Genomic DNA, 26526 nt, shown 5'->3' with positions numbered 1-26526 from the left:
TAGCAAGTAATAAAAACTCGTACCTCGGTACGTTTATGGCAAACGTTACTAGTAACCAAGGAGAATTATGGCAACCGGCGAATATAAAACAATGACAACAGCAGAAATCCGCGAAGACTTTTTGTCATTTTTTGAGTCAAAAGGTTGTAAGCGTTATGAATCGTCTTCTCTTATCCCCGAAGATCCTTCGCTTTTATTGGCAAACGCCGGTATGAATCAGTTTAAGGAATACTACCAAGGCACTAAGACCATGCGCGAAATTGGTGCTACATCGTGCCAAAAATGTCTTCGTACCAACGATATCGAAAATATTGGAGACGCGCGCCATCTTTCATTTTTTGAAATGCTTGGTAACTTTTCGTTTGGTGGATATACCAAAGCGCAGGCAATAGCTTGGGCATGGGAGTTTATTACCTCACCTGCTCATTTAGGATTGCCGCAAGATCGTTTATATGTAACCGTATTTACCGACGACGATGAAGCAAGCGAGCTGTGGCAACAACAAGGCGTTGCACTTGACCACATTTCGCGCTTGGGCGAAGAGGACAACTTCTGGGCAGCAGGCCCTACAGGTCCATGTGGTCCGTGTTCAGAGATCTATTTTGATCAAGGTCCAAGTTTTGAAGGCGAAAAGCCTGGTGACGATGGTGATCGTTACCTTGAATTTTGGAATTTGGTCTTTACCCAGTTTGATCGCCAAGAAGACGGTTCTATGCCCGAGCTTCCACACCGCAACATTGATACGGGTATGGGCCTTGAACGTATGGCAGCCATTATGCAGCACGAAGGCTCAAATTACGAGGGAGATGTATTGCGCAGCCTTATAGGCGTTGGCGAAGAGCTTTCTCATAAAACGTATCACAGCTCTGAACGCGTTGATACATCACTGCGTATTTTAGCCGATCATGCTCGTGCGGTAACCTTTATGATTGGTGACGGTATTTTGCCTGGTAACGAAGGCAGGGGCTACGTGCTTCGTCGTTTGTTACGTCGTGCAATTTACCATGGACGCCTTATGGGAATTGAAGGTTCATTCCTTACCAAGTATTCCGCCGAAGTTATGCGTCTTATGGCGCAAGTATATCCTCAACTCCTGCAAAATAAGGCACTTATTGAAGGCATTATTTCTGCCGAAGAGCAACGCTTTACTGCAACACTTGATGCTGGTGAGCAGGCGCTAAAAGATGAACTGGCGCATTTGGACGCAGGAAGTGTATTACCGGGTGAAGTTGCATTTAAGCTTCATGACACCTACGGTTTTCCTATCGACTTAACGCGCGAAATTGCACTTGGGCTCGGCCACGATGTTGATATGGATACCTTTGAAAAGCTGATGGAAGACCAACGCAGTCGCGCTCGTGCTCAGGCAACACGCGACGCATGGGGAACATCTAACAGTGTGTGGGCAAAGCTTTCTGACTCACACGAAATGACTACCTTTGTTGGATATGATCATAATACGCTTGACGGAGCTCATGTAGTTGCGCTGGTAGTTGATGGTGCATCTGTAGATAAGGTACAAGCAAACACACGTGTAGAAGTTGTTTTGGACGCCACGCCGTTTTATGGTGAACGTGGAGGTCAGGTAGGAGATACCGGGTATCTTTCTAATGAGAATGTTAAGCTTCGTGTTGAAAATACGCTTCACCGTGAAGGCGAGCTTCTCTCGCATGAGTGCGTGCTTGAAGAAGGTACGCTTGCAGTGGGAGATACGCTTAATTGCGCAATTGACGTGCATCGTCGCGAGTGTATTCGCCGTAATCATACCGCAACGCACCTTTTGGATGCAGCACTTATTAAAGTATTGGGTGACCACGTAAGCCAAGCAGGTTCATTGGTCGCTCCCGATCGTCTTCGTTTTGACTTCACGCATTTTGAAGCACTCACGCCTGCACAAATTGCTCAGGTAGAGCAGCTGGTAAATGACGAAATATTTGCGGCCGAGCCTATGGTAACTCGCATTATGTCACGCGAAGAGGCAAAAAATTCGGGCGCCATTCAACTGTTTGAAGATATGTATGGCGACGATGTCCGCGTGGTTTCTACGGGCACGTCTGATCATCCATATTCTCGCGAGCTTTGTGGTGGTACTCATGCACGTAATACGGCTGATATTGGCTGCTTTAAGATTATCTCCGAAACTTCAGTAGGTTCTAATGTTCGTCGTCTTGAGGCACTTACCTCTCTTGGCTATATTGACTACATGAAAACGCGTGAAGATGAGCTTTCGCAAATTGCGTGCCTGCTTAAATGCCGTCCACAAGATGTTGTAAGTCGTGTGGAAGCACTTAAAGACGAAAAGAATGTGCTGGAGAAAAAAGTTAAGGAAGCGCTTACGGGTTCGTCTTCGCAAAAGGTTTCTTCTGCGCTTGAAAACGCGCTTGACTTAGGTGATTATAAGGTTGTTCTTGCTCACCTTGACGGCGTAAGTGGAAAAGACTTACGTAGTGTGTGGGATGGTATTCATCAGCGCTTAGGCGAGAAAAGCGCGTGTGTCCTTCTTTCTGCAACCGCAGATAAAGTTCAGCTTTTAGCAGCAGCAACGCAAGCGGCTGTAGACGCTGGATTTAACGCTGGAGCCCTTATCAAAAACATTGCGCCTTGTGTTGATGGGCGCGGCGGCGGTCGTCCTGTAATGGCCCAAGCTGGAGGAAACCGCGTTGAAGGCATTAACGACGCACTTGCTTTGGCAAAGCAACTGCTTACAACCAAGTAATTTCTATGAGAGTTTTAGCGCTTGATATCGGAGAGGTTCGTGTAGGCATTGCGGTAAGCGATGCCTCAGAAACGCTTGCTATGCCGGTGAAGGTTTTGCCCTTTCAAGAGGTTTATACGCATGCGCGCACGTTTCGTCGTGTGTTGGAAGACTATGAACCCGATCTTTTGGTCTGCGGTCTTCCTCGAACGCTTGCAGGCGAAGTGGGTGCTCAGGCTCAAAAACTTATGGAACAGGCACAAACAATTGCGCGTGCTTGCAATTTGGACGTAACGTTTGTTGATGAACGTCTGTCTTCTGCACAGGCAAAGCGTATTTTGCGCGAACAAGGTTATAGCGAAAAACAAATGAGGGGGCATATTGATATGATTGCCGCCTCTCTTTTTTTACAAGCATGGCTGGACGAGAGGCGGGGACGCTCATGCCACTAGATTCTTTTGGATCTTCTTCAAAACATTTTGCAAAACATGTACATCCTTCTTCTGCAGGAAACGATGCAACTCCAAGCGCTCAAAAGCATAATTCACAAGGTGGGGCGCACAAAACAGCGAGTGCATCTGCAACTGGATTTACTCCACATGTAAAGCGTGTGCGCAATCATACCAGGCTCAAATCCACGCATTCATCTCGCGGATTATCTGCAAAGAGGCCTGAAAACAGGCGGGTTAAACCCTACGTTATGGCAGCTCTTGCCGTGGTTGCGCTTCTTGTTGTAATTGCCACGGTTATGGCATACCTTAATTCTCGCTCACAAGATACTGCGCAGACCGCAAGCATAACGGCAGGTGAACACATAAAGGTAACTATCCCTTCAGGCGCCAATGCTGCTCGCATTGCACAACTTTTGGTGCAAGAACACGTAATTTCAGATGGTAAAGCGTTTTTGTCGGCAATTCAAAAACAAGACGTTGCTTCAAAAATTAAAAGTGGAACATACGAACTGGTAGCAGGAAGTGATTATCAGCAGCTTATAGATCGACTCATTCAAGGGCCAAATTCGTCGGAAAATGCCTTGGTTGTTCCCGAAGGATTTACCGTAGATAAACTAGCCGATTTAGTAAGTCAGCAGTTTGGTATTTCGCGTGACGATTTTCTCGCGCAAGCAAAAGCATCTAACTATGTGGACGAATTTCCATTTTTAAAGGACGCACAAAATGATTCGCTCGAAGGATTTTTGTGGCCTAAAACCTATGATTTCTCCTCGACTACACCTACAAGTGACGCCATTATTAAACTGATGCTTACCCAATATAAAACCGAAACCGCAAATCTTGACTTTGAGGGCGCTCAGCAAAATATCAAACAGCAGTACGGTATTACTATGAGCCGCTATGATTTTATTAAGCTCGCGTCAATTATCGAAAAAGAAGCGCTGATAGATGAGGATAGGCCGCTTATTGCCTCGGTTATGTTTAATCGTCTCAAAGCCGATATGCCGCTGCAATCGGACGCAACTATGGGATATGTGACAAAAGGCAAGGTCACGCCTCAAGATTTGAAGTCGGATAGTCCATATAACACGCAGTACAAAAAAGGATTTCCGCCCACTCCAATATGCTCTCCTGGAATGGCATCTCTTTCCGCGGCGATGCTGCCTGCAACAACGGATAATTATTATTTTTGGATTACCAAAGACGAACATAAGTTCTCAAAGAACTACGATGAACATTTGCAGGCAATAAAAGAGGCAAAGGAGAAGTAAGTGAGCCTGTTTACTCCCGATGATTATTATAAACGCGTTGATTGTATTCCCTTTGAGTATATGCTTGAGCATGATGTTCGATGCATTTTAATAGATCGAGATAACACGTGCGTTCCCCGTACAACTAAACGTGTTCCCCCCGAAATTTTAGCGTGGTTTAATCATGTACAGCACGAACTACATATTCCTATCTATGTTGTTTCTAATAATGTACATGTCCGTCAGGTGCAAAAATCGGCGCGCGAACTTGGATGTCAGGCACTCTCACATGCGATGAAGCCCTCGCCGCGTGTGCTTACAGCGCTTTTGCGCAAGCTTAATATAAAGCCACAGCATGCGCTTATGATTGGCGATCAGATTTTTACTGATATCGTTGCTGGTAAATTAGCTCAAACTCAAACTATTTTAGTTAGACCTCAGTCCAGACGGGATTTATGGTATACCTATTTTTTACGCGTACTTGAATTTTTTATCGTAAGAAATAAGAACTTCAAAGGATAAAGTTATGGCAACACAAACAACATCAGAAACAACGCCTCAAGCAGCACAAGAAACGGCACTAGAAACGGCACTAGAAACAGCACCCCAAACAGCACCCCAAACAGCACAAGAAACGGCACAGGAAGCAGCGTCCCAAACAGCAACCCAAACACAAGAGCAAACTTCAACGCCCAACGCCGCCAGCGAGCAACCCCAGCCGCTTATTCGTCAATGGATTGCTCTTAAAGATGGTTCTTGTGATGTACGTTATGGTCAGCATGCAATAGGTCAACTTGGCGCAATTTTACGTACTGCAGTTGGTGTGCCATATAAACTTGCGCTTGTTCGTGATTCTTGCGTCTCTGATGAAGTGTTTGAAGAGATACAACGCAACCTTACCTCGCAAGGCTTTAGAGTTACGTGTGTGCACCTTCAAGACGCAGATGAGCCTTCTTTGTCGTTGGTTGAAACGCTTTGCACGTCGTTTTTAGATATGGGCTTAACTTCTGATGATTATATCTGCGTTGTGGGAGATGTAACGCTTATTGCGCTCGTGGGAGCAGCCGCGCGCGTGTGGTGTCAGGGAACGCCTGTATGTGCGGTACCGCTTTCGTTCCACGCCCTTATTGATGCTGCTACCTTACCCCAGATGCTTACCCTTAACAAGGTTCCTGCAATGCTTTCGCTGTCGGCTCACTATGATCAGGTTGTGTGTGATACTTCACTCATTCATTTTGATTTGCATGACCAAGACGCTCAATACGCGCGTTTGATGATGATCGCAACGTGTATGGCCGAATCATCGCAGGCATTTTCTAAGCTGTGGGATGCTTCGTATGACCTTATGGATACAAACTTTGAAACGTTTTCTGCGCAGTTGCTTGAAACGCTTAAAATTCGCGGACGTATTATTTCTTCATCTGCACTTGCGGTGCGTAATGCAGCAAGTTATGGGGTAAGTTTTGCGCGCGCATTGCAAAAGGTAAGTCATGCCACGTATACGGCGTGTTTTGCCGAGTCGCTGCGTTTTTGTGCGCGTCTTGCATGTGCGCTGGAGCATTTAGAAATCGACGATGTACTTGCGCAGGACGAGCTTTTAGATCGTTTTGAGTGCGGATCGGTGTGCGAAGATATTGATCCTCAACAACTATTTTGTGCGCTCAAAGACGAATTATTTTTACGTTCGCATAAAGCACAACTACCTTTGCCACAAGCGTTGGGCCGCGTGCGTATGACTTCGGTAACCGATGAGCTTTTACACGAGCACATTGACGCATGGTGCATGGCTCATAAAGAGTAAAGCTGTTAGGCCTCATCGTCAGTGTTTGGCATGTAACCGAGATTTTTTATAAATTTGGAATGTGGTTGTTTGTATTAACGTAATACATAAGCAATTATTGTATTTAATTCAACATGTAATCTAGCTGATGATAAAGAATGAATGCCGCACGCATGCATCGCCTGCAAAACATTCGTTTCAACTTGTACATCCGTTGTACTTTTGTTGCTGTATTTTGTCGATGGTTACCAATCTTTCGTTCTATTCAATAACCAACTTTACGTGTAATGCTCATATAGTAATGCGTGATACGGGCTTTTAAGCAGCCGCCTAACACATTAACCTCAAAGAATTTGTGTACAGTTGCAAATATGTGATAGCCTAAAACCATAACATAATTGCCTACATTACCATACAAGCGGAGGTTTACATGGATACTATGGATGCAACAGTTGACGATGTGTGTAGCACGCGCGTTGCGCGTTTTCGCGCGCTTATGGACGAGCGCGGCTACGATGGTGTTATTCTTAGGAATAACCCCGACCTACGTTGGCTTTTGGGTACCGAACGCACGTTTGATTTTGAAATAGCTCACACAGCTTTTATCACGCAAAACGGGCTTTGGCTTCACACCGATTCAAGATACTACAATACGTTCATTACTAAACTTGGTCCCAATACTTCTTGGGTTATTGATATGGACGATATTAACCCTGCTGATTGGGCTGCTCAACACGCCTATCAAACGCGCTCGCACATTGTTGCGCTTGAAGATACCTGTGACATTGCGTTTTTTGATAGCTTTGTAAGCTTTGCTCACGCACATTCAATTTCTGTTGATATACCTCGTATGCATGGTGATATTGCCGATCTGCGTATGGTAAAAGATCAGGCCGAAGTTGACGCTATGAAACACGCTCAAAGCATTACCGATGCTGGTTTTACGCACATGCTCAATTTTATGAAGGTTGGCATGAGCGAGCTTGAGCTTAGAGTTGAGCTTGATAATTACATGTTAAGCCACGGCGCGGATGCGCTTGCGTTTGATACCATCACCATATCAGGACCCAACGGTGCAAATCCTCATGGTCAACCAAGCGAACGCAAGCTTCAACAAGGCGATATGGTAGTTATGGACTTTGGTGCCGCATGGCATGATTACCACACCGATATGACGCGTACGGTTTGCATGGGCGCGCCAAGCGAAGAGCAGCAGCTTGTCTACGATACGGTTCGTCGTGCACAAAAGACGGTTGAGGACAGCATTATGCCTGGTGATTTGGGTAGCGATATGCACAATCGTGCGCTTGCGATTATTGCCGAACAAGGTTACGGTGACTACTTTAAGCACGGTCTTGGTCACGGTGTAGGTTTGGAAATTCACGAGCGTCCCTATTTGCGTCCACAATACACCAAGCCGCTTCCTGAAAACTCGGTGGTAACGGTTGAGCCAGGTATTTACCTTCCAGGTAAGTTTGGAGTTCGTATTGAGGACTTTGGTTTGGTAACAGCTCACGGTTTTGAGCTCTTTACAGGCTCAACGCACGAGCTTATGTGCTTATAAACTTATGCGCTTATAAGTGCTTTTGCTTGTTCAAACGCTTACTCAAGCATTTACACAAGCGTTTACTCAAACATGGTGTTACATAAACACTTACACAAACGTGGCGTATATCGTAAGGTATGCGCCACGTTTTTAACGTTTTAACTAGAGTTTTCGCGCAGTCAGCCATCTGCTATAAATAGCAATCAATACCTTGCTTACATAAAACATCGCGATAATCGTATAAGTCTTCAGGATGAAGCGGCTTGTACTTACCCATTTGATATACGCGTTTGAGCAGCTTATATTTGTTTTCACCAAACTGATGAAAAGGAAGCAACTGCACTTTATTAACGTGCATTTTCTTAAAGAGTTGCCCAAATTGCGCCGCGTCTTCCAATGAATTATTAAAATCGGGAATCACGGGAATACGCAACACAATATGAATATTATGCGTAAAAGCATAGCTAATATTTTTTATGATAAGCTCATTGTCCACAGCAGTTATGCTGCGATGTTTCTGAGGATCATAATGTTTAAGATCGGTGTAAATGAAGTCTACATAGTTTAAGATCTCAACGAACTTTTGATGATCAACATAAGCTGTTGTTTCAAGCGCCGTATGAATGTGTTCTTGCTTTGCACGCTTTAAAATTGCACGCGCAAAATCAAATTGCGCAAGCGGTTCTCCACCCGAAAGCGTAAGGCCACCGCCTGATTCTTCGTAAAAATCTATGTCTTTTACAACGTCTTCTATAATTTCGTCCACGCTTTTTTCTTCACCAACGCACGAAGGCTTTTTAGTTTCGGGATCAAGCATGGGTTCTGGCTTAAATCTTTGCGATTCTGGATTTGAACACCACGGACAGCGCAGGGGGCAGCCTTTGAGAAAAACGGTCGTGCGAATGCCAGGCCCGTCATGAATTGAAAAATGTTGTATATTAAAAATATAGCCTTTTTCTTGCATTATGCGCACCGCCTTCCTACGTAATACCACTCTAGCATAAAACGAAACAAAATCAATTACGAGTGCAATTATTCTATTTCCTTTTGTTTTCCTTTTAATCTGATAAAATAACTTACGAGGTGATAAACATGGATAGATTAGACCAAATAATTAGCCTGGTTTCGCAAGAAAAAAAGATAGATGTAAATACGTTATCCGAAAAACTAAACGTTTCAAAAGTTACCATTAGAAAAGACCTTAACAAGTTAGAGCATAAAGGCTTGCTTCATCGTGAACACGGTTTTGCTGTGCTCAATAGCGGTGATGACTTAAATATTAGGCTTTCTTATAATTACAACATTAAAAAACGTATTGCTGCCGAAGCGGTAAAGCTTGTAGAAGACAACGAAACAATTATGATCGAATCGGGCTCTACCTGTGCACTGCTGGCGGAGGCTATTTGTCGGCATCGTCACAACGTGCGCATTATTACTAATTCATGTTTTATTGCAAACTTCACACGCAAGTATTCGTCTTGTCAGGTTATTTTGCTTGGGGGTATCTACCAGCAAAATTCCGAGGTAACGGTTGGGCCTTTGCTTAAAGAAATGATTAAGCTTTTTCATGTCAAAACGCTTTTTGCAGGTACAGACGGCTTTGACGAAGCCTTGGGCTTTATGGGCGTTGATATGATGCGTTGCGAGGTTGTCCAATACATGTGTGATTCGGCTGATCACCTGGTAGTACTTACAGATTCAAGTAAATTTAGCAAGCGAAGTTTAGTGCACCAGTTTTCGTTTAATCAAGTTTCACAGGTTATTACCGATTCAAATTTAACGGTTGAACAGCAAAAACTTTTATCCTCTCATGGTATTTCCGTTACGTGTATTGATTAATCGAGGCATACATGAACAACGAAAAGCGTCGACTTCTTGCAAAAATTGCATACCTTTATTACATTGAAGGTAAAAATCAAGCAGAAATTTCTACTGAGCTGGATATTTATCGTACAACGGTAAGTCGCTTAATTAATCGCGCGCGAACCGAAGGGATTGTGCATATAGATATAAAGGATTTTGATCCTGCTCTCTTTGCATTAGAAGAATATGTGCGTACGAAATATCATTTAAAAAAGATCGAAATCATTGCCGATCAAGTTGGAGAATCCAGGCAGACACGCATGGAGAATGTTGCGCGCGCAGCAGCTGAATTAGTAAAAAATGTTATTAAAGACAAAGATGTGGTGGGCATTTCTTGGGGGTCAACGCTTAGTAAACTTGTTGATAACATTGGTACAAAAACGTTGGAAAACGTAGAGTTTTGTCCGCTTACAGGAGGACCTAGTCACGTAAATCTTTCCTATCATGTAAATACCTTGGTGTATCGGATTGCCCGCGCATTTCATGGACGAGGGACGTTTATTAATGCAATGGTTTTGCAGGAAAATGCAGATATTGTTCAGGGAATATGCAAGTCAAAGTACTTTAGAACCATCTCAAATGTTTGGAATCGTCTTAACGTTGCAATTGTAGGTGTAGGCGATGAACCCAATCAGATACACGATAGTCAATGGCGCGATTTGCTCACGCAAGATGACTTTGCAGCTTTGGGTAAAGCTCATGCAATAGGGGAGGTATGCTGCAGATTCTTTAATGCAGACGGTGAAGCTGTATGTCAAAATCTGCAGGATCGTACTATAGGTGTGCGCCTTGATGAGTTTGCTCGAATTCCAAAAACAGTGGCTGTTGCCTGTGGTGAAAATAAAGCGCCAGCTATTCTGGCCATTTTAAGAAAAAAATATATCAATCATCTGGTAACCGATAAAACAACCATTCTTAAAGTCCTAGAGCTCGATAATGACGAAAACGTTGCAGACTTGTTATGTTAAAAATACGTATAAACGCATGAGTTCGTTTATAACCATATAAGAATCACCTCAAAAGAAGATACATACGTTTAACGTGTTGTGGTATGGCGCATGAATGTGCTCCATACCATATTTTTGTTTCAGAATGATGAACAAAATGCACAAAAGTGCAACTACCATAAAACAAGCAATAATGTATTGAAAAGAAATTCATGAGGCCATATAATCGTGATAGTGAGAGAAACAAAAATACTTTCGAACAAAAGTACCTTGATAATTTTTATATGCGTGGTAGTTGGTAAACACAATACAAAAGGAAAGGAGCATGTATGGAATTACTCGAACCAGAGCAAATTATCATGGGTCTCATCATTAATGCAGGAGATGCTAAACAGCATAGCTATCAGGCGTTGCATTTGGCAAAGGCTGGCAAATACGATGATGCTGATATCGAAATGAAGCAAGCTGATACCGCTCTTTTGGAAGCGCACAACTTACAAACTAAGTTTTTGACGCAGGAAGCGCAAGGGAATCAAATGCAAATCACGGCTTTATTTGTGCACTCTCAGGATCATTTGATGACAACCCTTACAGAAATAAACCTTATTAAAGAGCTTATTGAAGTTCACAAAGAGTTAAACGTTCTAAAAGGTTAAATATTCAAAAGTACAAAGTTTAAGCAGGTAAGGAGTCGATCATGGTAAAGATTGGACTTTTTTGCGCGGCAGGATTTTCAACGGGAATGTTGGTTAAGAATATGAAAGCCGCTGCAGAAAAAAGAAATATTGAGGCTGAAATTGATGCGTATGGCCAGGTAAGTCTAGAAAACCATGTAGAGGGTTTAGATGTGGTTTTGCTTGGACCACAGGTTGCATACACCTTGGATAAATCTGAAGCAATCTGCAAAGAGCATAACGTTCCTATTGCAGTGATTCCTATGGCCGATTACGGCATGCTCGATGGTGAAAAAGTTTTGGATCTAGCACTTAGTTTACACAGCAGCTAATTTTTATAAGCACCTTAATGAAAGGACTGAAAATGGCAAAGTTTGATCCTCAAAAAATTATTACGCCGATCATGAAGTTTGTTAACATGCAAGGTATTATTGCACTTAAAGACGGTATGCTTGCAATTTTGCCTCTTACCGTTGTGGGTAGTATTTTTCTTATTATTGGCCAGTTGCCGTTTGAGGCTCTCAATCAGGCAATTGCATCGGTGTTTGGTAAAACATGGACCGAACCATTTATGCAGGTATATTCTGGTACATTTGCAATTATGGGACTTATATCGTGTTTTGCTATTGGTTTTTCTTATGCAAAACACAGCGGAGTAGATCCTCTGCCAGCTGGTGTTCTTTCGGTATCGTCTTTCTTTATTTTGCTGAAATCTTCCTATGTTCCAGCAAAAGGGGAAGCTATTCCTGATGCAATCGCAAAAGTATGGTTTGGCGGACAAGGTATTATCGGTGCAATTATTATTGGACTTACCGTTGGAGCTATATATAGTTTCTTTATTAAAAGACATATCGTTATTAAAATGCCCGAGCAGGTTCCTCAAGCAATTGCAAAGCAATTTGAAGCAATGATTCCTGCATTCGTTATCTTTTTGCTTTCGATGTGTGTATACATTTTGGCACAAATTCTTACTGGTGGCGGAACATTTATCGAGCTTATCTATCGTGTTATTCAAATTCCTTTACAAGGCCTTACCGGAACATTATGGGGTGCTATAGGCATTGCATTTTTCATTTCGTTCTTGTGGTGGTTTGGCGTTCATGGACAATCGGTGGTCAACGGTATTGTAACTGCGCTGCTGCTTTCAAATCTTGACGCAAACAAAGCGTTGCTTGCTGCAGGCAATCTTTCGTTAGAAAACGGAGCTCATATTGTAACACAGCAGTTCCTCGACAGCTTTTTACTTATTTCGGGTTCGGGTATTACCTTTGGTGTAGTTGTAGCTATGCTTTTTGCCGCAAAGTCTAAGCAATATAAGGCACTGGGTAAAGTTGCTGCATTCCCTGCACTTTTTAATGTAAATGAGCCTGTTGTATTTGGATTTCCTGTTGTTATGAATCCACTTATGTTCTTACCATTTGTACTTGTTCCTATCGTAGCGGCAGTTGTGGTGTATGCTTCTATTGCAATTGGATTTATGCAGCCATTCTCAGGCGTTACGCTTCCATGGAGCACGCCAGCTATTATCTCGGGATTTATGGTTGCCGGATGGCAAGGTGCACTTGTACAGGTTATAATCCTTGCACTTTCGACCCTTATTTATTTCCCATTCTTCAAGATTCAAGATAAAATTGCCTGCGATGCAGAAGCTCAAGCAGCAAAGGCTCAATAGGCACGTGTTGAGCAGTGTACATGAGTTTAGTGTATATTACATACACTAAACTCATTTTTTATAGGTTTTAATGGTTGGATGTTCAGAAAATTAAGCAAAAGACCTGCAAAGATGTGTATGAGTAGGCAGCGAAGATGCTTTGTTTTCACGGGTAAAATTGCCTCATAAAAAATGTACAACCATTTACTACAAAACTTGTTGTATTTCGTTTGAAACAATGATATTATAGTTACGAAAGAAAAGATGCGCTTTACGAACGTAAGGGGGAGAAATGGAAGTTCCGCGTTTAACACAGAAGTACTCCAACGATGTACAGAAAGGTTCTCAACAGCATTTTGGGTACTTAACAGAGCGTATGTATAAGTATCGTGATAGAGTTCTTGATAAAAAACCCTATATTGATGCGCAACGTGCAATTCTTGCAACGCAGGCATATAAAAAGTATCAGGCAGAACCAGTTGTACTCAAACGTGCATACATGCTCAAAAATATTTTGGAACATATGTCGTTATACATCGACGACGAAACGCTTATCGTTGGTAATCAGGCATCAGGCGATAAAGACGCTCCTATTTTCCCTGAATATACGCTTGAGTTTGTGATGAACGAGCTTGACACCTTTGAAAAGCGCGATGGTGACGTCTTTTATATTACCGAAGAAACTAAAGATCAATTGCGCAAAATTGCTCCTTTCTGGGAGAACAACAACTTACGCGCTCATGCTGGCGCTATGTTGCCAAAAGAAGTTCAGGTATATATGGAAACTGGATTTTTTGGCATGGAAGGTAAAATGAACTCCGGTGATGCTCACTTGGCAGTCAATTACCAAAAGGTTCTGGAATTTGGTTTGCAAGGCTTTGAGCAGCGTACGCGCGAGGCAAAAGCCAAGCTCGATCTTACCGAGCCTTCAAGCATTGATAAATATCACTTCTATGATTCCATTCTAATTACCATTGATGCTGTTAAAACGTATGCACATCGTTTTGTGGAACTTGCACGCAGCATGGCAGAAACCGCAAACGAAACGCGTCGTCGTGAGTTGCTTGAAATTGCCGATATTTGCGAGCGCGTTCCTTATTATCCTGCGCGTACATTTGCTGAAGCAGTGCAATCGGTATGGTTTATTCAGTGTATTTTGCAAATTGAGTCCAATGGTCACTCTCTGTCGTATGGCCGTTTTGACCAATACATGTATCCTTACGCCAAGGCCGATCTAGAATCAGGACGCGAAACCCAAGATTCTATCGTTGAGCGCTTAACCAACCTGTGGATTAAAACGCTTACTATCAATAAGGTTCGTAGCCAAGCTCACACGTTTTCTTCGGCAGGGTCTCCTTTGTATCAAAATGTTACTATTGGTGGCCAAACGCGCGATAAAAAAGATGCGGTTAACCCCTTGTCGTACCTGGTACTTAAGTCGGTTGCACAAGCGCATCTTCCTCAACCTAACCTTACTGTTCGCTATCACGCAGGTCTTAATCCAGACTTCATGAACGAAGCAATCGAAGTTATGAAGCTTGGTTTTGGTATGCCAGCATTTAATAACGACGAAATTATTATTCCTTCTTTCATTGAGAAGGGTGTAAAAGAGCAGGATGCATACGATTACTCGGCAATTGGATGTGTTGAGACCGCTGTTCCTGGTAAATGGGGTTATCGTTGTACTGGTATGAGTTACATGAACTTCCCCAAAGTTTTGCTTATTGCTATGAACGATGGAATCGATCCGTCTTCGGGTAAACGCTTTGCACCAGCGTATGGACGCTTTGTCGACATGCAATCCTATGATGATCTTAAAACTGCATGGGATAAAACGCTTCGTTATCTTACGCGTATGAGCGTTATTGTAGAAAATTCTATCGACTTAAGTCTTGAGCGTGAAGTTCCCGATATTTTGTGCTCTGCGCTTACCGATGACTGCATTGGTCGTGGAAAGCACCTTAAAGAGGGTGGAGCGGTATATGACTACATTTCTGGTTTGCAAGTAGGTATTGCTAACCTTTCAGACTCTCTTGCTGCTGTAAAGAAGCTTGTATTTGAAGAAAAGCGTATATCAACCTCTGAATTATGGAGTGCGCTTCAAAGCGACTACGCAGGCGAGCGTGGCGAAGAAATTCGTCAGATGCTCATCAACGATGCGCCAAAATACGGTAACGATGATGACTATGCCGACAAATTGGTACGCGATTGTTACGATGTGTATGTCGACGAAATTGCAAAATATCCCAATACGCGCTATGGTCGTGGCCCCATTGGTGGTATTCGCTATTCGGGAACATCTTCTATCTCGGCAAATGTAGGTCAAGGTCGTGGAACTCTTGCAACTCCTGATGGCCGTCATGCAGGTACGCCTTTAGCCGAAGGATGCTCACCTGCCCACAACATGGATAAGCATGGTCCTACCAGCGTTCTTAAATCGGTATCAAAGTTGCCTACCGATGAAATTGTTGGTGGCGTGCTACTCAACCAAAAAGTTAACCCTCAGACGCTTGCAAAAGAAGAGGATAAACAAAAGCTCATCGCGTTGTTGCGTACGTTCTTTAACCGTTTGCACGGATATCACATTCAATATAATGTGGTTTCGCGCGAGACCCTAATTGACGCACAAAAGCACCCCGAAAAACATCGTGATCTTATTGTGCGCGTTGCGGGATATTCGGCCTTCTTTAATGTATTATCTAAAGCAACGCAAGACGACATTATTGCGCGTACCGAACACGCGCTCTAAAAGAAAGAAGCACTTATGGAATTTATGCTGGATACTTTAAATTTACACGATATCGAAGACTGGGCACGTGTTTTGCCTTTAGCTGGAATAACGTCTAATCCCTCTATTGTAAAAAAAGAGGGGAATATCGATTTCTTTGCTCAAGTAAAAAAGGTGCGTTCCATTATAGGTGAAGAACCCAGTTTACATGCTCAAGTTGTTGCAACCAGCGTTGAAGGCATTTTACAAGATGCTCGTACGCTTCGCGAAAATATCGGTGGAAATTTTTATGTAAAAGTTCCTGTGTCGCCCAACGGTCTTACGGCTATTAAACAGCTCAAAAAAGAAGGTTTTCGTATTACCGCAACGGCAATTTACACAATTTTCCAAGGTCTTTTGGCAATTGAAGCAGGGGCCGATTATTTAGCACCGTACTACAATCGCATGGAAAATTTAGGAACCGATCCTATAGAAGTTATAGGCCAGCTTGCCTTGGCATGTAGCAATTCGGGTGCGCACACCAAGATTTTGGCAGCCAGTTTTAAGAATGTATCGCAGGTTACCAATGCATTGGCCGCAGGCGCACAGGCGGTTACCGCTGGTGCGGATATCTATGCGGCAGGTTTTGCAAATCCCTCTATTCAAAAAGCAGTGGATGATTTTGCTGCAGACTGGCAAAGTACGCAAGGTCGCACTACCATTTAGGTATAAGATCATACGAAGAATTTTGGCTTACGCAAAGCATGTACCGTGAACGCATGAGTTTACGGCGCATGCTTTTTTAGCTTATTTCGTTTGGTTTCCTTTCAGGGTAAAAGAGCCTTTTTTCAGGTAATACCTATGTCAATAGGTAAAAAGAAATAATCAAAATAAATTCGGTAAACGGTAGAATATCAGCGGTAGAAATAAAATTGTTGTTTGTGAATAGTTTATGACGTATCATAGTCAGAGTTGTTATGTATAAACGATGAAGTTCATAGGATCTTTCGTTTAGCTTACGTTATGTGTCTTGTGCACATGTGAAACGTCTTTTGCGAGAGCTTTCATTGAGCTTTTTCACGGGACATAAGAAAGTGAGGTAAGGCAGTGGTTAGTATTGTGTTAACCAGTCATGGCGGTTTAGCCGAGGGCATTATGCAATCAGGTCAAATGATTTTCGGACCTCAAGAAAATGTAAAGGCCGTTTGTTTAAACCCCGACATGGGTCCTGACGACCTTAAAGCTCAGTTGCTTGCTGCCGTATCGTCTTTCGAAGATCAAAAGGAAGTTTTGTTCCTGGTCGATCTTCAAGGTGGTACTCCTTGGAATCAGGTTTCGCTGTTACTTGATTCAAACGAGCATCCTGAGTGGACTGCAGTTGCAGGCTTAAGTCTTCCGATGCTTGTTGCTGCATATGGCGCTCGTATGGGCGCTGATACCGCAAAAGCTGTTGCTGCTGAGGCAATCAGCGAGGCAACTGCAGGTATTAAGGCTAAGCCCGAAGACGTTATGCCTAAACCTAAAGCAGTTAAGCAGCAAGTCCACGGAGCTATTGCGCCTGGTACCGTTTTGGGTGACGGTCATATTAAGATTGGCCTTGCTCGTATCGATACGCGCTTGCTTCATGGTCAAGTTGCTACCTCTTGGACAAAGGAAGTTAAGCCCGATCGTATCATTGTTGTTTCCGATAAGGTTTGCAAAGACAGCCTGCGTAAACAAATGATTATCGAAGCTGCTCCTTCTGGAGTTCGCGCTCATGTTATTCCTGTTTCAAAAATGGTAGAGCTCACCAAAGATCCTCGTTTTGGTGCCACACGTACCATGCTTCTTTTTGAATCTCCTGCCGACATGCTTCAAGCTGTTGAGGCTGGCGTTGAAATCAAAAAAGCTAACTTGGGATCTATTGCTCACTCAGTAGGAAAAGTTGTTGTTAACAATGCAATTGCAATGGGTAAAGACGACGTCGAGGCCCTCGAGAAACTCGTTTCTTTGGGTGTTGAGTTTGATGTTCGTAAAGTTCCTGCTGACGCACCTGAAAACTTTAATGCTTTGCTCCAAAAAGCAAAGTCTGAGTTGGCATAAAGGAGGATTTCATGCCTATCATTAGTTTGATTTTGGTGGTGATCGTTGCCTTTTTTGCAGGTATGGAAGGTATTTTGGACGAGTTCCAATTCCATCAACCACTTGTTGCCTGCACCTTAATTGGTATCGTAACTGGTCACCCCACCGAAGGTATTATTTTGGGCGGTTCTTTACAGATGATCGCTCTTGGTTGGGCAAACATCGGTGCTGCAGTTGCTCCTGACGCAGCTCTTGCTTCTGTTGCTTCTGCTATCATCATGGTTCTTGCACTTAACGGTGGTGCACAAGATACTCAAACCGCTATCAATACCTCTATTGCTTTGGCAATTCCTCTGTCAGTAGCTGGTTTGTTCCTTACCATGATTGCTCGTACCATTGCTATTCCTATCGTTCACGCGATGGACGCAGCCGCCGATAAGGGCAACATTGCAGCTATGGAAGCATGGCAGGTTATTGCAATTGCTATGCAAGGTCTTCGTATTGCTATTCCTGCAGCTGCTTTGTGCTTTGTTCCGTCCGAAGCTGTTAAGGCAGTACTCGACCAAATGCCTGCATGGCTTGCAGGTGGTATGGGCGTCGGCGGCGGAATGGTAGCTGCCGTTGGTTACGCTATGGTTATCAACATGATGGCTTCTAAAGAAGTTTGGCCTTTCTTCATTCTTGGTTTTGTTATTGCCGCGCTTAAAGGCCTCACTCTTATTGCACTTGGTGCAATTGGTGTTTCTCTTGCAATCATTTACCTTGGCCTCAAAGAAGTTGCTTCTCACGGCTCTGGTAATGGTGGATCGCAAGATCCTTTAGGCGACATTATTAACGACTATGAATAACGAAAGGAGCGAAAACATAATGGCAGATCAAATTAAACTTTCTCAGTCCGATCGTATGGCTGTTGCATGGCGCCATCAGTTCCTTCAAGGTTCATGGAACTTCGAGCGTATGCAAAACGGCGGTTGGTGCTATTCCATCATCCCCGCCATTAAAAAGCTCTATCCTGCAAAACAGGATCAGATTGCTGCTTTAAAGCGTCACATGGAATTCTACAACACGCACCCTTATGTATCAGCTCCTGTAATGGGTGTTACTCTTGCACTTGAGGAAGAGCGTGCTAACGGAAACCCCGTTGACGACGCAGCTATCCAAGGTGTAAAGGTTGGTATGATGGGTCCTCTCGCCGGTGTTGGCGACCCAGTATTCTGGTTTACCCTTCGTCCTATCTTGGGTGCTTTAGGTGCTTCTTTGGCATTAACAGGAAGCATTGTTGGACCTTTGCTCTTCTTTATTGCTTGGAACGTTATCCGTATGGCATTCCTTTGGTACACGCAAGAGTTTGGTTACAATCTTGGTACCTCAATTGTTAAGGACGTTTCTGGTGGTCTTTTGAGCAAAATCACCGAAGGTGCTTCGATCCTTGGTATGTTCATCATTGGTTCTTTGGTTCAGCGTTGGGTTTCCATCAGCTTTACCCCGGTTGTCTCTAAGATCAACCAGGCTCCTGGTGCATTCATCGACTGGTCCAAGATCGAGCCAACTGCAGATGGTATCAAGAGCGCTATTACTCAATACAACGCTTTAGGTGTAAACGGCCTTGACCAAGTTAAGGTTACAACCCTTCAACAAAACCTCGACCAGCTTATTCCTGGTCTTGCAGCTGTATGCCTTACGCTTTTATGCTGCTGGTTGTTGAAGAAGAAAGTTTCTCCTATTGTTATCATCCTTGCACTGTTCTTGGTTGGTATTGTGGCTCGTTTAGCTCACGTTATGTAATGCGTATAAGCAATAACTGAGTGTTTGAAATAGCGCGCGCATGTAGTATGCTACGTGTGCGCGCTTTTACTACAAAATGAAAGAGGAAAAATGGTTTCTTCTCAAAATACAAAAGTTGATCTTACTATCAAGGCGGCATCGTTTTTAGGACTTACCACCTACGGCCACGTTATGATTGGTGATAAAGCCTTTGAGTTTTATAATGAAAAAAATCCTGCTGACTTTATTCAAATACCTTGGGAAGAAATCGATTCGGTAGCCGCTTCGGTGCTGTTTAAGGGCAAAATTATTCCTCGCTTTATGATCCAAACTAAAAAGACGGGAAAGTTTTCTTTTTCTACCAAGGACAATAAAAAGACCTTGCGTGCTATACGTACCTACATTTCACCAGATCGCATGTATCGCTCGCTCTCTTTTTTGGATGTAGTTAAACTAGGAATTACAAGAATTTGTAAGATGCTTACTTCACCGTTCAAAAAATAATTGTGTTTGGGCAGGGAAGTACGTGCTATGCACACCATATGATGCACTACATGCTGCACTATATGGTGCGCTTTTTTATATAAACGTCCGTTTTATGTGTCTTTGCAGAGTATAGCTATGAGGCGCGTCCATGATTTGAATACGATGTGTTTTTCTCAGGGTAGTCTCGTGCAAAATGTAGAATTACATGGTAACCTAATTTAGTTATACAAAATCTATTCTACTTGCTTCTTGGTGCAAGTTTTAACAGAAAGTGAGTGCATCGTGGCAGCAATTTCAACTGCAGACTTCCGTAACGGAATGGGTCTTAAGATTAATAACAAATACTACACCATTGTTGAGTTTCAGCATGTAAAGCCTGGTAAGGGCGGTGCTTTTGTTCGCTATAAGATCAAAGACCTTAAAAGCGGTCGCGTTATCGATCAAACATGTAATGCAGGTTCTAAGTTTGAAAGCGTTCAGCTTATCACGCGTGAAATGCAATATCTTTATAACGATGGCGATTCGTTCTATTTTATGGACAATGAAACGTACGAACAAATTCCTGTTGCTGCTGCTTTCATTGGCGAAAATAAAAAATGGTTAAAAGAAAACGATAACTGCCAGCTTTTGTATGCTGATACCGAGCTTTTAGGTGTTAATCCTCCTATGTTCATTGAGGTAGAAATTACCGAAACTGACCCTGGCTTCAAAGGTGATACCGTACAAGGAGGAACCAAGCCTGCAACTATCGAAACTGGCGCGGTTATTGCTGTTCCTATGTACCTTAATCAGGGCGAAAAAGTTCGCGTTGACACACGTGTTGGTAAATTTGTAGCTCGCGTATAGGTTGTTTACGTTTAAAACTTTTAATTCCGTGGAATGTTGTATCATTTCACGGAATTTTTTGTCGCGCTTTTGTTTAGAGCTATTCTCTACTATACTTGATAGTAGTGGTTTGATTTCTGTAGAGGCAGCCGCGCTTGTGCTTGGTACATGCTATGTTGGTAGTACCTATCATTGCGTGTAACAGATATTGCACAAAGATCCGTTGGCGCACCTATCAGAAATATCAATCAAAACGTATTGAAGGGATATCCTATGAGTACACATGAGCTTTTTATATCTGGCTTGGGTATTTCACAAAATGTTCTCCGTGCAATAGTGGTAAAAGCAGTAAGCCATATCGAAGGCGTTGCGCAGGTAGGCGGCAACGATATTACGTCTAACCTTATTTCGGTGTTTACGACCAAGTCTTTGCCAGAGGATAAAGCTGTTGAGGCTCGTGTCGAAGACGATAAACTTTTTGTGGATGTCCATGTTGCCGTTTTTTATGGATATCCTTTTGTGGGTCTTGCACAAGAAATTCGTTCATCTGTTGCAACAGCTTTGCAAGAACAGCTTTCTTGCGAAATTGGTGCTATCGACGTATATATTGACAGTTTAGTATTTCCCAAGGAGTAGTGAATAACGTGCCAAAAAAGGTACAATTTGCAGGAAGAACTCTTGCGCGCAGCCAAGCGCTTCAATTGATGTTTCAGGCTGAATCAAGGAACATGCAAGTTTGTGATGTTCTTGCTACAAGCTATTTATTGTCCGAAGGTCCCCTTGATGACTTTGGGAAACGCTTAGCTCTTGGCACTGATGAGTTGCGTGACAAGCTCGATGCGCTTATTTCTCGTGTAATTACCAACTGGAATCTTAATCGTTTACTTAGTGTTGATCGCAACATTTTGCGTCTTGCACTCTATGAAATGATAAAAGTAGACGACGTGGATATTGCGGTAACTATTAACGAGTCGGTTAATTTAGCAAAGGCTTATGGTACCGATGAATCCTCACATTTTGTCAATGGTGTTTTAGGACAGGTTGCACGCATGATGGAAAACGGGCGCGATGTATTAGAAGATGTTTCTACATCTGATGAGTCTGTGTCCATGTCCTCTGATAGGGATTCAAGCGCTGCTCAGAACACTGCTGATAATCATGTATCCACGCCAACCACAGAAAATGCTTTAGCAGAAGATGCTGATAGTGGTGTGGCTTGCGCGCACGATACAAGCGCATCTCATAAAACACAGCTTACTGACGATGATATAACAAGTGATTCTGATGTTCGCGCATGTGTACGCAGCGCTGTTGATGAGTTCTTATCGCACAAAGATAACGTCTTAAAACTCTAAGGTATGTATATGGCACAGCTTTCATCACAAGATTACACAAGCTTTACCGATATAAAAGCACGTCTTGAACAGATTATTACATCGGTTAAAGACAAGGAAGTTTCTTTGGAAAACTCGCTTGATTTGTTTGATGAGGCAATTAAGCTTGGTTCGCGCGCGGTAGATATGGTTGACGCGGTGGATTTGGATGATAGTGAGCTTTTAGCTACGGATGCCGATGCTTTGTCTCATAAAAATACCTCTACAACCGATGCTGAAAATTGTGCTGAAAACAGTGCTGAAAACGATACTGAAAACAGTGCTTCTGAAACCGATACGTCTTCAAAGGCGCAGCCCCACTCATCTGAGGATGAATCTTCTCAACATGATGGCAACCAAGCGGCTGCTACGTCTGAGCACTAGTTTCAAAAAGAGCAGTGTATGAAGCAACGTCTTGACACAGAGCTTGTTCAGCAGGGTTTTTTTGCAACGCAAAAGGAAGCATATGCTGCTGTTTTAGCAGGGGAAGTTTCATCAGAACACGAACGCCTTACTCATCCAGGAAAACAAGTGCCAGCTGGCATATATCTCCACGTTAAAAGTCATATTCCATTCGTAAGTCGAGGTGGTTTTAAGCTCGTTCGTGCTTTGGAAGCGTTTGGCATAGATGTTCGAGGCAAAAAATGTTTGGATGTAGGCGCTTCAACGGGGGGATTTACCGACTGCCTGTTACAAAATGGCGCTGCTCGCGTTACTGCGGTTGATGTAGGCTATGCTCAATTTAGCTGGGAATTGCGCAATAACCCCAAGGTTGAACTCATCGAAAAAACCAATATATGTGCTCCTTCGCTTCAAACACCTGATCATCTTTTTGATGTGGTAGTAAGTGATGTTTCGTTTACTTCCATTCAGACTATTATTGCTGCTGTGAATGCGCTTATGAAGCCGCGTTCGCTCTTTGTTACGCTTGTTAAGCCACAATTTGAGGTTGATAAAGCAGAAGTTGGATCAGGTGGTATTGTTCGCTCTAAGCGCCTGCATATAAAAGCCATTGAGCGTGCTTTACATGCATGCACATCGGTGGGTCTTATTCCTTTAGCTTTATGTCCAAGTCCTATTTATGGCCATAAAGGTAATCGCGAATTTTTACTTGCCGCTGGTAAAGATGCGCGTCAACCTTCGCCTTCTTCTGATGTATCAGTACTTGACGCATCTTCTTCTTTAGACATTTCATCTGTTGTTGATTCTGCAGAAGTTTCTGCGCGGCTATATCCATTATCGGCTTGGTTAGAGTAAAATAACAACAGGCTATACGGTATAATCCAACGTTATCAGGGAGGAGGGCGCGCGATGGTTAAGGTGGCAATTGTCCCTAATTATTCACGTCAAGAAGCCGTTTTAGATGCTTCTCGTCTTACAGAATTTCTTGAAAAACAATCAATTGAAGTTGTGTGGGCGCCCGATAAGAAGAAAACCAATGTTATTCCTCTTAATGTTGATGATACCGATTTAGTTATATCGTTAGGCGGCGATGGCACGCTTTTGCGCGCGGCACAAATTACAGGTTATCGTGAGATTCCTATTTTGGGTCTTTCATATGGACATTTAGGATTTTTAACCAGTGCAGGTCCAGATAAGCTGCAAACCATGGTTCAGCGCGCGCTTGCAGGCGAGCTTCATGTTTCGAGACGTGCAACGCTGCAAATTACCTCGCTATTTTTGGATGAGCGTGGACAAGAAATTGAGCTGCATAATTTTGCGCTTAACGATTTTTCGCTGAGTCATGGTAGTAAAGGTGACATGATTGTTTTTAATGTTGACGTATCAGGTCATCATATTGACACGCTTCGTGGAGATGGCTTTGTGGTGGCAACTGCAACTGGATCTACTGGCTATGCACTCGCCGCTGGAGGTCCTATTGTTACGCCTACCTTTACAGGCATGCTGTGTGTCCCCGTTGCGCCCCATACTATTCTAGCTCGTGCATTTCTTACCGCGTCTTCTGATGTTGTAGAAATTTCCATTTCAACCGAGCGCAACGTGGAGCGTCTCTTTTTTGCAGACGGCCAGCCCTTAGGGGCGCAGATGACTCCACTTTCTGCAAAAATAACACGTGGTCAAGGCGATATTTTATTGCTCGAAGCATCTCCTTCAAGCTTTTATCAATCAGTTTCTCGTGTTTTTTACGGACAGGCATCCCATGATTGACGAACTCCATATTCAAAATCTTGCATTAATTAAAGATGTACGTCTTCGCCCAGCTTGTGGCCTTACCGTCCTTACCGGAGAAACAGGAGCAGGTAAAACGGCACTTTTGTCCGCAGTTAAGCTTATAACAGGAGAGCGTGCAAATTTTGCTTCTATTCGCGAAGGAAGCACCGATTTACGTGTGGAAGCGCGTTTGATTTTTGACGACAATACCGATAATGACATTGTTATTGTTCGTACGCTTGATACATCGGGCAGAAGTCGAATTACCCTGAATGACCATATGGTTTCTCTTGCAGGATTAGCCAAGAGCGTTGCGCCATCAATTGATATATGCAATCAACACGAGCATCAAAAGCTCTTACAACCTCGCTATCAAGCCCAAATCCTCAACGAATGGGCAAGTTCTAACATTTTGCCTGCGCAACAGCACTATCAAGAGGCGTATGCTCAATATAGTATGCTTGCAAACCAATTAGCCGAGCTCACCAATCAAACCAGCGAGATACAAGAAAAACTTGATGCGCTGCAATTTATGCTTGCGCGCGTAGCCGAGCTTAATCCGCAGCATGGTGAATATGAGCAGCTCCAACAAGATTGTGCACGCGCAGAACATGCTCAAGATCTTATGGAAGCACTCTACACGGCTCGAAGCGAGCTTATCGATGAAGACAAAGCGCGCGACAGTGCCTCAACGGCTCAAGACGCTCTTGCGAGCGCATGTGCGTACGACGAAACGCTTGCGCCACTTGCAGATAGGCTTGCTGCCTGCGTGGCAGAGATGGAAGATATTGCAGGCGAAATTCGTCATCATCTTGATGGTGTTGAGTGTAATCCCGAAGTCCTTGATGATATGCAACAGCGTTTGCGCAATTTTCAGCAGATTATGCGCTCGTATGGCCCGCGTATGGAAGATGTTTTTCAAAAAGTTGACGATGCACGCGCCTTCCTTGCTGCCCACGATAGGGGAGATGAGCACATTCGCGAACTTAAACGTGAGGTGCAATCTGCTCATGAGCGTCTTGTCCTGGCAGCTCAAGAGCTTTTTAACGCACAAAAGAAAAGTGCACCTCAGCTTGCGCAACGCATGAATGATATACTTGCTACACTTGCTATGGCTTCATCAAAAATTACGGTACGCGTTGCATTGCTCGACGAAAAATTCTGGAATGATACAAGTGCTACTTCTGTTGAATTTTTGTATCAAAGCGGAAAATCCCTCACGCCGCACCCCCTTAAAAAAATTGCTTCGGGCGGAGAGATTTCTCGTGTTATGCTTGCTTGTAAAGTTGTTTTGCAAGAGAGCGAACATACATCAACCTTAGTATTTGACGAGGTTGACGCAGGTGTTGGAGGAAGTACCGCGCAATCTTTAGCGCGACTTATTAAAAAGCTTTCGCGTGTTCATCAAATTATTGTGGTTACTCACTTAGCTCAGCTCGCGGTGTATGCCGATAAGCATTATGTGGTATCAAAAGAAGGAACAGATTGCCCACAAACGCTCATAACTGAGGTAAAAGACGAGGCACGTGTCCTGGAAATTGCACGCATGCTTTCTGGTGATGTGTCTGATATTTCGTGTGAACACGCACGTCAAATGATTAAAGACGCTTCTGGCGACAAAGATTAAACCGTTCTGGCTGGCAAAGATTAAAGCTTTAAAGTGTTTGGTGTGTGTAAACCCACCGTATTGTTTTTTGTATGGAGCACTCTTCCATGCATCGTATGACTTGAATAAGAGGTGAAGATATGGAAATTATAAAATCCACTCCTATGATGCTCGATGAAATTATGCGCGTGTATGCTGCTGCTCAAGATTTTATGATTGCTCACGGCAACCCTTCGCAATGGGCGCATAGGTATCCAACACGTGATCTCATTTTATCTGACATGGCGCTTGATCATGCTCACGTGGTGAAAGAAGGCGGAATGATTTGTGGCGCATTTTCTATTCAAAAGGAGCCCGAGTCTGTATATGCGCATATCGACGGGCAATGGCTTAACAGTGATCCATATCTTACCATTCATCGCGTGGCAAGTGATGGACGCGTGCATGGTGTTTTTGATGCAATTGTTGCGTATTGTGAACAGCGTTATCACAACTTGCGCATTGATACGCATGCCCAAAATCTTGTTATGCAGCATTTAATTGCCAAACATGGCTTTGTACATTGTGGAACTGTGTATGTGGCCGATGGCTCTGCTCGTCTGGCGTATCAGCGTTGTATAAACTAGAACATATGTACGTATTATGAACGATTATACTTTTTAAATCATACATAG

At 43.3% G+C, this 26526-nt stretch carries 26 protein-coding genes; 25 read left to right on the top strand and 1 reads right to left on the bottom strand.

Translation table 11 applies throughout. The features are described from left to right. Positions 1–67 precede the first annotated feature (67 nt). The 6 genes from alaS (at position 68) to AC1DBT_RS04090 (ending at position 7741) form a co-directional block, all read left to right on the top strand. Positions 68–2716 carry an alanine--tRNA ligase gene (gene alaS, locus AC1DBT_RS04115; protein WP_480018703.1) on the top strand — a complete coding sequence of 883 codons (2649 nt, stop codon included), beginning with the start codon at positions 68–70 and terminating at the stop codon, positions 2714–2716. Positions 2717–2721: 5 nt separating this feature from the next. Continuing rightward, positions 2722–3147 (top strand): Holliday junction resolvase RuvX, encoded by a 426-nt coding sequence (gene ruvX / locus AC1DBT_RS04110; RefSeq protein ID WP_311431082.1) that lies wholly within the window; start codon positions 2722–2724, stop codon positions 3145–3147. Further along, a complete protein-coding gene (gene mltG / locus AC1DBT_RS04105; RefSeq protein ID WP_480018702.1) occupies positions 3138–4418 on the top strand; it encodes an endolytic transglycosylase MltG in 1281 nt (426 codons plus the stop codon). The genes ruvX and mltG overlap by 10 nt, the downstream gene beginning before the upstream one ends. Further along, on the top strand, positions 4419–4919 hold the full coding sequence (locus AC1DBT_RS04100) for a YqeG family HAD IIIA-type phosphatase (RefSeq protein WP_480018701.1): 501 nt from the start codon (positions 4419–4421) through the stop codon (positions 4917–4919). It begins immediately after the preceding gene. A gap of 4 nt (positions 4920–4923) precedes the next feature. After that, positions 4924–6198: a 3-dehydroquinate synthase gene (locus tag AC1DBT_RS04095; RefSeq protein WP_480018700.1), complete on the top strand. Its 1275-nt coding sequence runs from the start codon at positions 4924–4926 to the stop codon at positions 6196–6198. Between the two features lie 409 nt (positions 6199–6607). After that, positions 6608–7741 (top strand): M24 family metallopeptidase, encoded by a 1134-nt coding sequence (locus AC1DBT_RS04090; RefSeq protein ID WP_480018699.1) that lies wholly within the window; start codon positions 6608–6610, stop codon positions 7739–7741. Between the two features lie 172 nt (positions 7742–7913). On the opposite strand, the gene AC1DBT_RS04085 is transcribed toward AC1DBT_RS04090, so the two are convergent. Beyond that, the gene (locus tag AC1DBT_RS04085) at positions 7914–8687 is read right to left on the bottom strand and encodes a glycyl-radical enzyme activating protein (protein ID WP_480018698.1); all 774 of its coding nucleotides are present in this window, start codon (positions 8685–8687) and stop codon (positions 7914–7916) included. A 128-nt stretch (positions 8688–8815) separates the two neighbouring features. On the opposite strand from AC1DBT_RS04085, the gene AC1DBT_RS04080 reads away from it, so the two are divergent. The 19 genes from AC1DBT_RS04080 to AC1DBT_RS03990 all read left to right on the top strand — a co-directional run bounded on the left by AC1DBT_RS04080 (position 8816) and on the right by AC1DBT_RS03990 (position 26478). Then, on the top strand, positions 8816–9562 hold the full coding sequence (locus tag AC1DBT_RS04080) for a DeoR/GlpR family DNA-binding transcription regulator (RefSeq protein ID WP_480018697.1): 747 nt from the start codon (positions 8816–8818) through the stop codon (positions 9560–9562). A gap of 11 nt (positions 9563–9573) precedes the next feature. Then, positions 9574–10554, top strand: coding sequence for a sugar-binding transcriptional regulator (locus AC1DBT_RS04075; protein WP_480018696.1), 981 nt, complete (start codon positions 9574–9576; stop codon positions 10552–10554). Positions 10555–10862: 308 nt separating this feature from the next. Beyond that, a complete protein-coding gene (locus AC1DBT_RS04070) occupies positions 10863–11189 on the top strand; it encodes a PTS lactose/cellobiose transporter subunit IIA (protein WP_006302593.1) in 327 nt (108 codons plus the stop codon). A gap of 41 nt (positions 11190–11230) precedes the next feature. Further along, positions 11231–11539 carry a PTS sugar transporter subunit IIB gene (locus AC1DBT_RS04065; RefSeq protein ID WP_303871338.1) on the top strand — a complete coding sequence of 103 codons (309 nt, stop codon included), beginning with the start codon at positions 11231–11233 and terminating at the stop codon, positions 11537–11539. Between the two features lie 32 nt (positions 11540–11571). Beyond that, positions 11572–12879 (top strand): PTS sugar transporter subunit IIC, encoded by a 1308-nt coding sequence (locus AC1DBT_RS04060; protein WP_311431069.1) that lies wholly within the window; start codon positions 11572–11574, stop codon positions 12877–12879. A gap of 271 nt (positions 12880–13150) precedes the next feature. Beyond that, positions 13151–15607 carry a glycyl radical protein gene (locus AC1DBT_RS04055; protein WP_480018695.1) on the top strand — a complete coding sequence of 819 codons (2457 nt, stop codon included), beginning with the start codon at positions 13151–13153 and terminating at the stop codon, positions 15605–15607. Positions 15608–15622: 15 nt separating this feature from the next. Further along, positions 15623–16291 (top strand): fructose-6-phosphate aldolase, encoded by a 669-nt coding sequence (locus AC1DBT_RS04050; protein ID WP_061102889.1) that lies wholly within the window; start codon positions 15623–15625, stop codon positions 16289–16291. 381 nt (positions 16292–16672) lie between these two features. After that, the gene (locus tag AC1DBT_RS04045) at positions 16673–17647 is read left to right on the top strand and encodes a PTS sugar transporter subunit IIB (protein WP_480018694.1); all 975 of its coding nucleotides are present in this window, start codon (positions 16673–16675) and stop codon (positions 17645–17647) included. An 11-nt stretch (positions 17648–17658) separates the two neighbouring features. Then, positions 17659–18474, top strand: coding sequence for a PTS mannose/fructose/sorbose transporter subunit IIC (locus tag AC1DBT_RS04040; RefSeq protein WP_480018693.1), 816 nt, complete (start codon positions 17659–17661; stop codon positions 18472–18474). A 19-nt stretch (positions 18475–18493) separates the two neighbouring features. Continuing rightward, a complete protein-coding gene (locus tag AC1DBT_RS04035; RefSeq protein ID WP_480018692.1) occupies positions 18494–19411 on the top strand; it encodes a PTS system mannose/fructose/sorbose family transporter subunit IID in 918 nt (305 codons plus the stop codon). Between the two features lie 90 nt (positions 19412–19501). Then, a complete protein-coding gene (locus AC1DBT_RS04030; protein ID WP_006302622.1) occupies positions 19502–19894 on the top strand; it encodes a DUF956 family protein in 393 nt (130 codons plus the stop codon). 264 nt (positions 19895–20158) lie between these two features. Continuing rightward, on the top strand, positions 20159–20722 hold the full coding sequence (gene efp / locus AC1DBT_RS04025; RefSeq protein ID WP_480018691.1) for an elongation factor P: 564 nt from the start codon (positions 20159–20161) through the stop codon (positions 20720–20722). A 252-nt stretch (positions 20723–20974) separates the two neighbouring features. Continuing rightward, positions 20975–21337, top strand: a complete 363-nt coding sequence (locus AC1DBT_RS04020; protein ID WP_006302624.1) for an Asp23/Gls24 family envelope stress response protein — start codon at positions 20975–20977, stop codon at positions 21335–21337. Positions 21338–21345: 8 nt separating this feature from the next. Further along, positions 21346–22056, top strand: coding sequence for a transcription antitermination factor NusB (gene nusB, locus AC1DBT_RS04015; protein ID WP_480018690.1), 711 nt, complete (start codon positions 21346–21348; stop codon positions 22054–22056). Positions 22057–22065: 9 nt separating this feature from the next. After that, positions 22066–22458 carry an exodeoxyribonuclease VII small subunit gene (locus AC1DBT_RS04010; protein WP_480018689.1) on the top strand — a complete coding sequence of 131 codons (393 nt, stop codon included), beginning with the start codon at positions 22066–22068 and terminating at the stop codon, positions 22456–22458. 18 nt (positions 22459–22476) lie between these two features. Next, the gene (locus AC1DBT_RS04005) at positions 22477–23331 is read left to right on the top strand and encodes a TlyA family RNA methyltransferase (RefSeq protein ID WP_480018688.1); all 855 of its coding nucleotides are present in this window, start codon (positions 22477–22479) and stop codon (positions 23329–23331) included. 54 nt (positions 23332–23385) lie between these two features. Then, entirely contained in the window at positions 23386–24243 is an 858-nt protein-coding gene (locus AC1DBT_RS04000) for an NAD(+)/NADH kinase (protein ID WP_480018687.1), read from the top strand. Beyond that, entirely contained in the window at positions 24236–25873 is a 1638-nt protein-coding gene (gene recN / locus AC1DBT_RS03995; protein ID WP_480018686.1) for a DNA repair protein RecN, read from the top strand. The genes AC1DBT_RS04000 and recN overlap by 8 nt, the downstream gene beginning before the upstream one ends. Before the next feature lie 119 nt (positions 25874–25992). Next, positions 25993–26478: an N-acetyltransferase gene (locus AC1DBT_RS03990; protein WP_480018685.1), complete on the top strand. Its 486-nt coding sequence runs from the start codon at positions 25993–25995 to the stop codon at positions 26476–26478. Positions 26479–26526: the final 48 nt, after the last annotated feature.

The sequence above is a fragment of the Fannyhessea sp. C0108B2 genome, from assembly GCF_056583915.1.
This window is presented reverse-complemented; position numbering and strand designations above follow the sequence as displayed.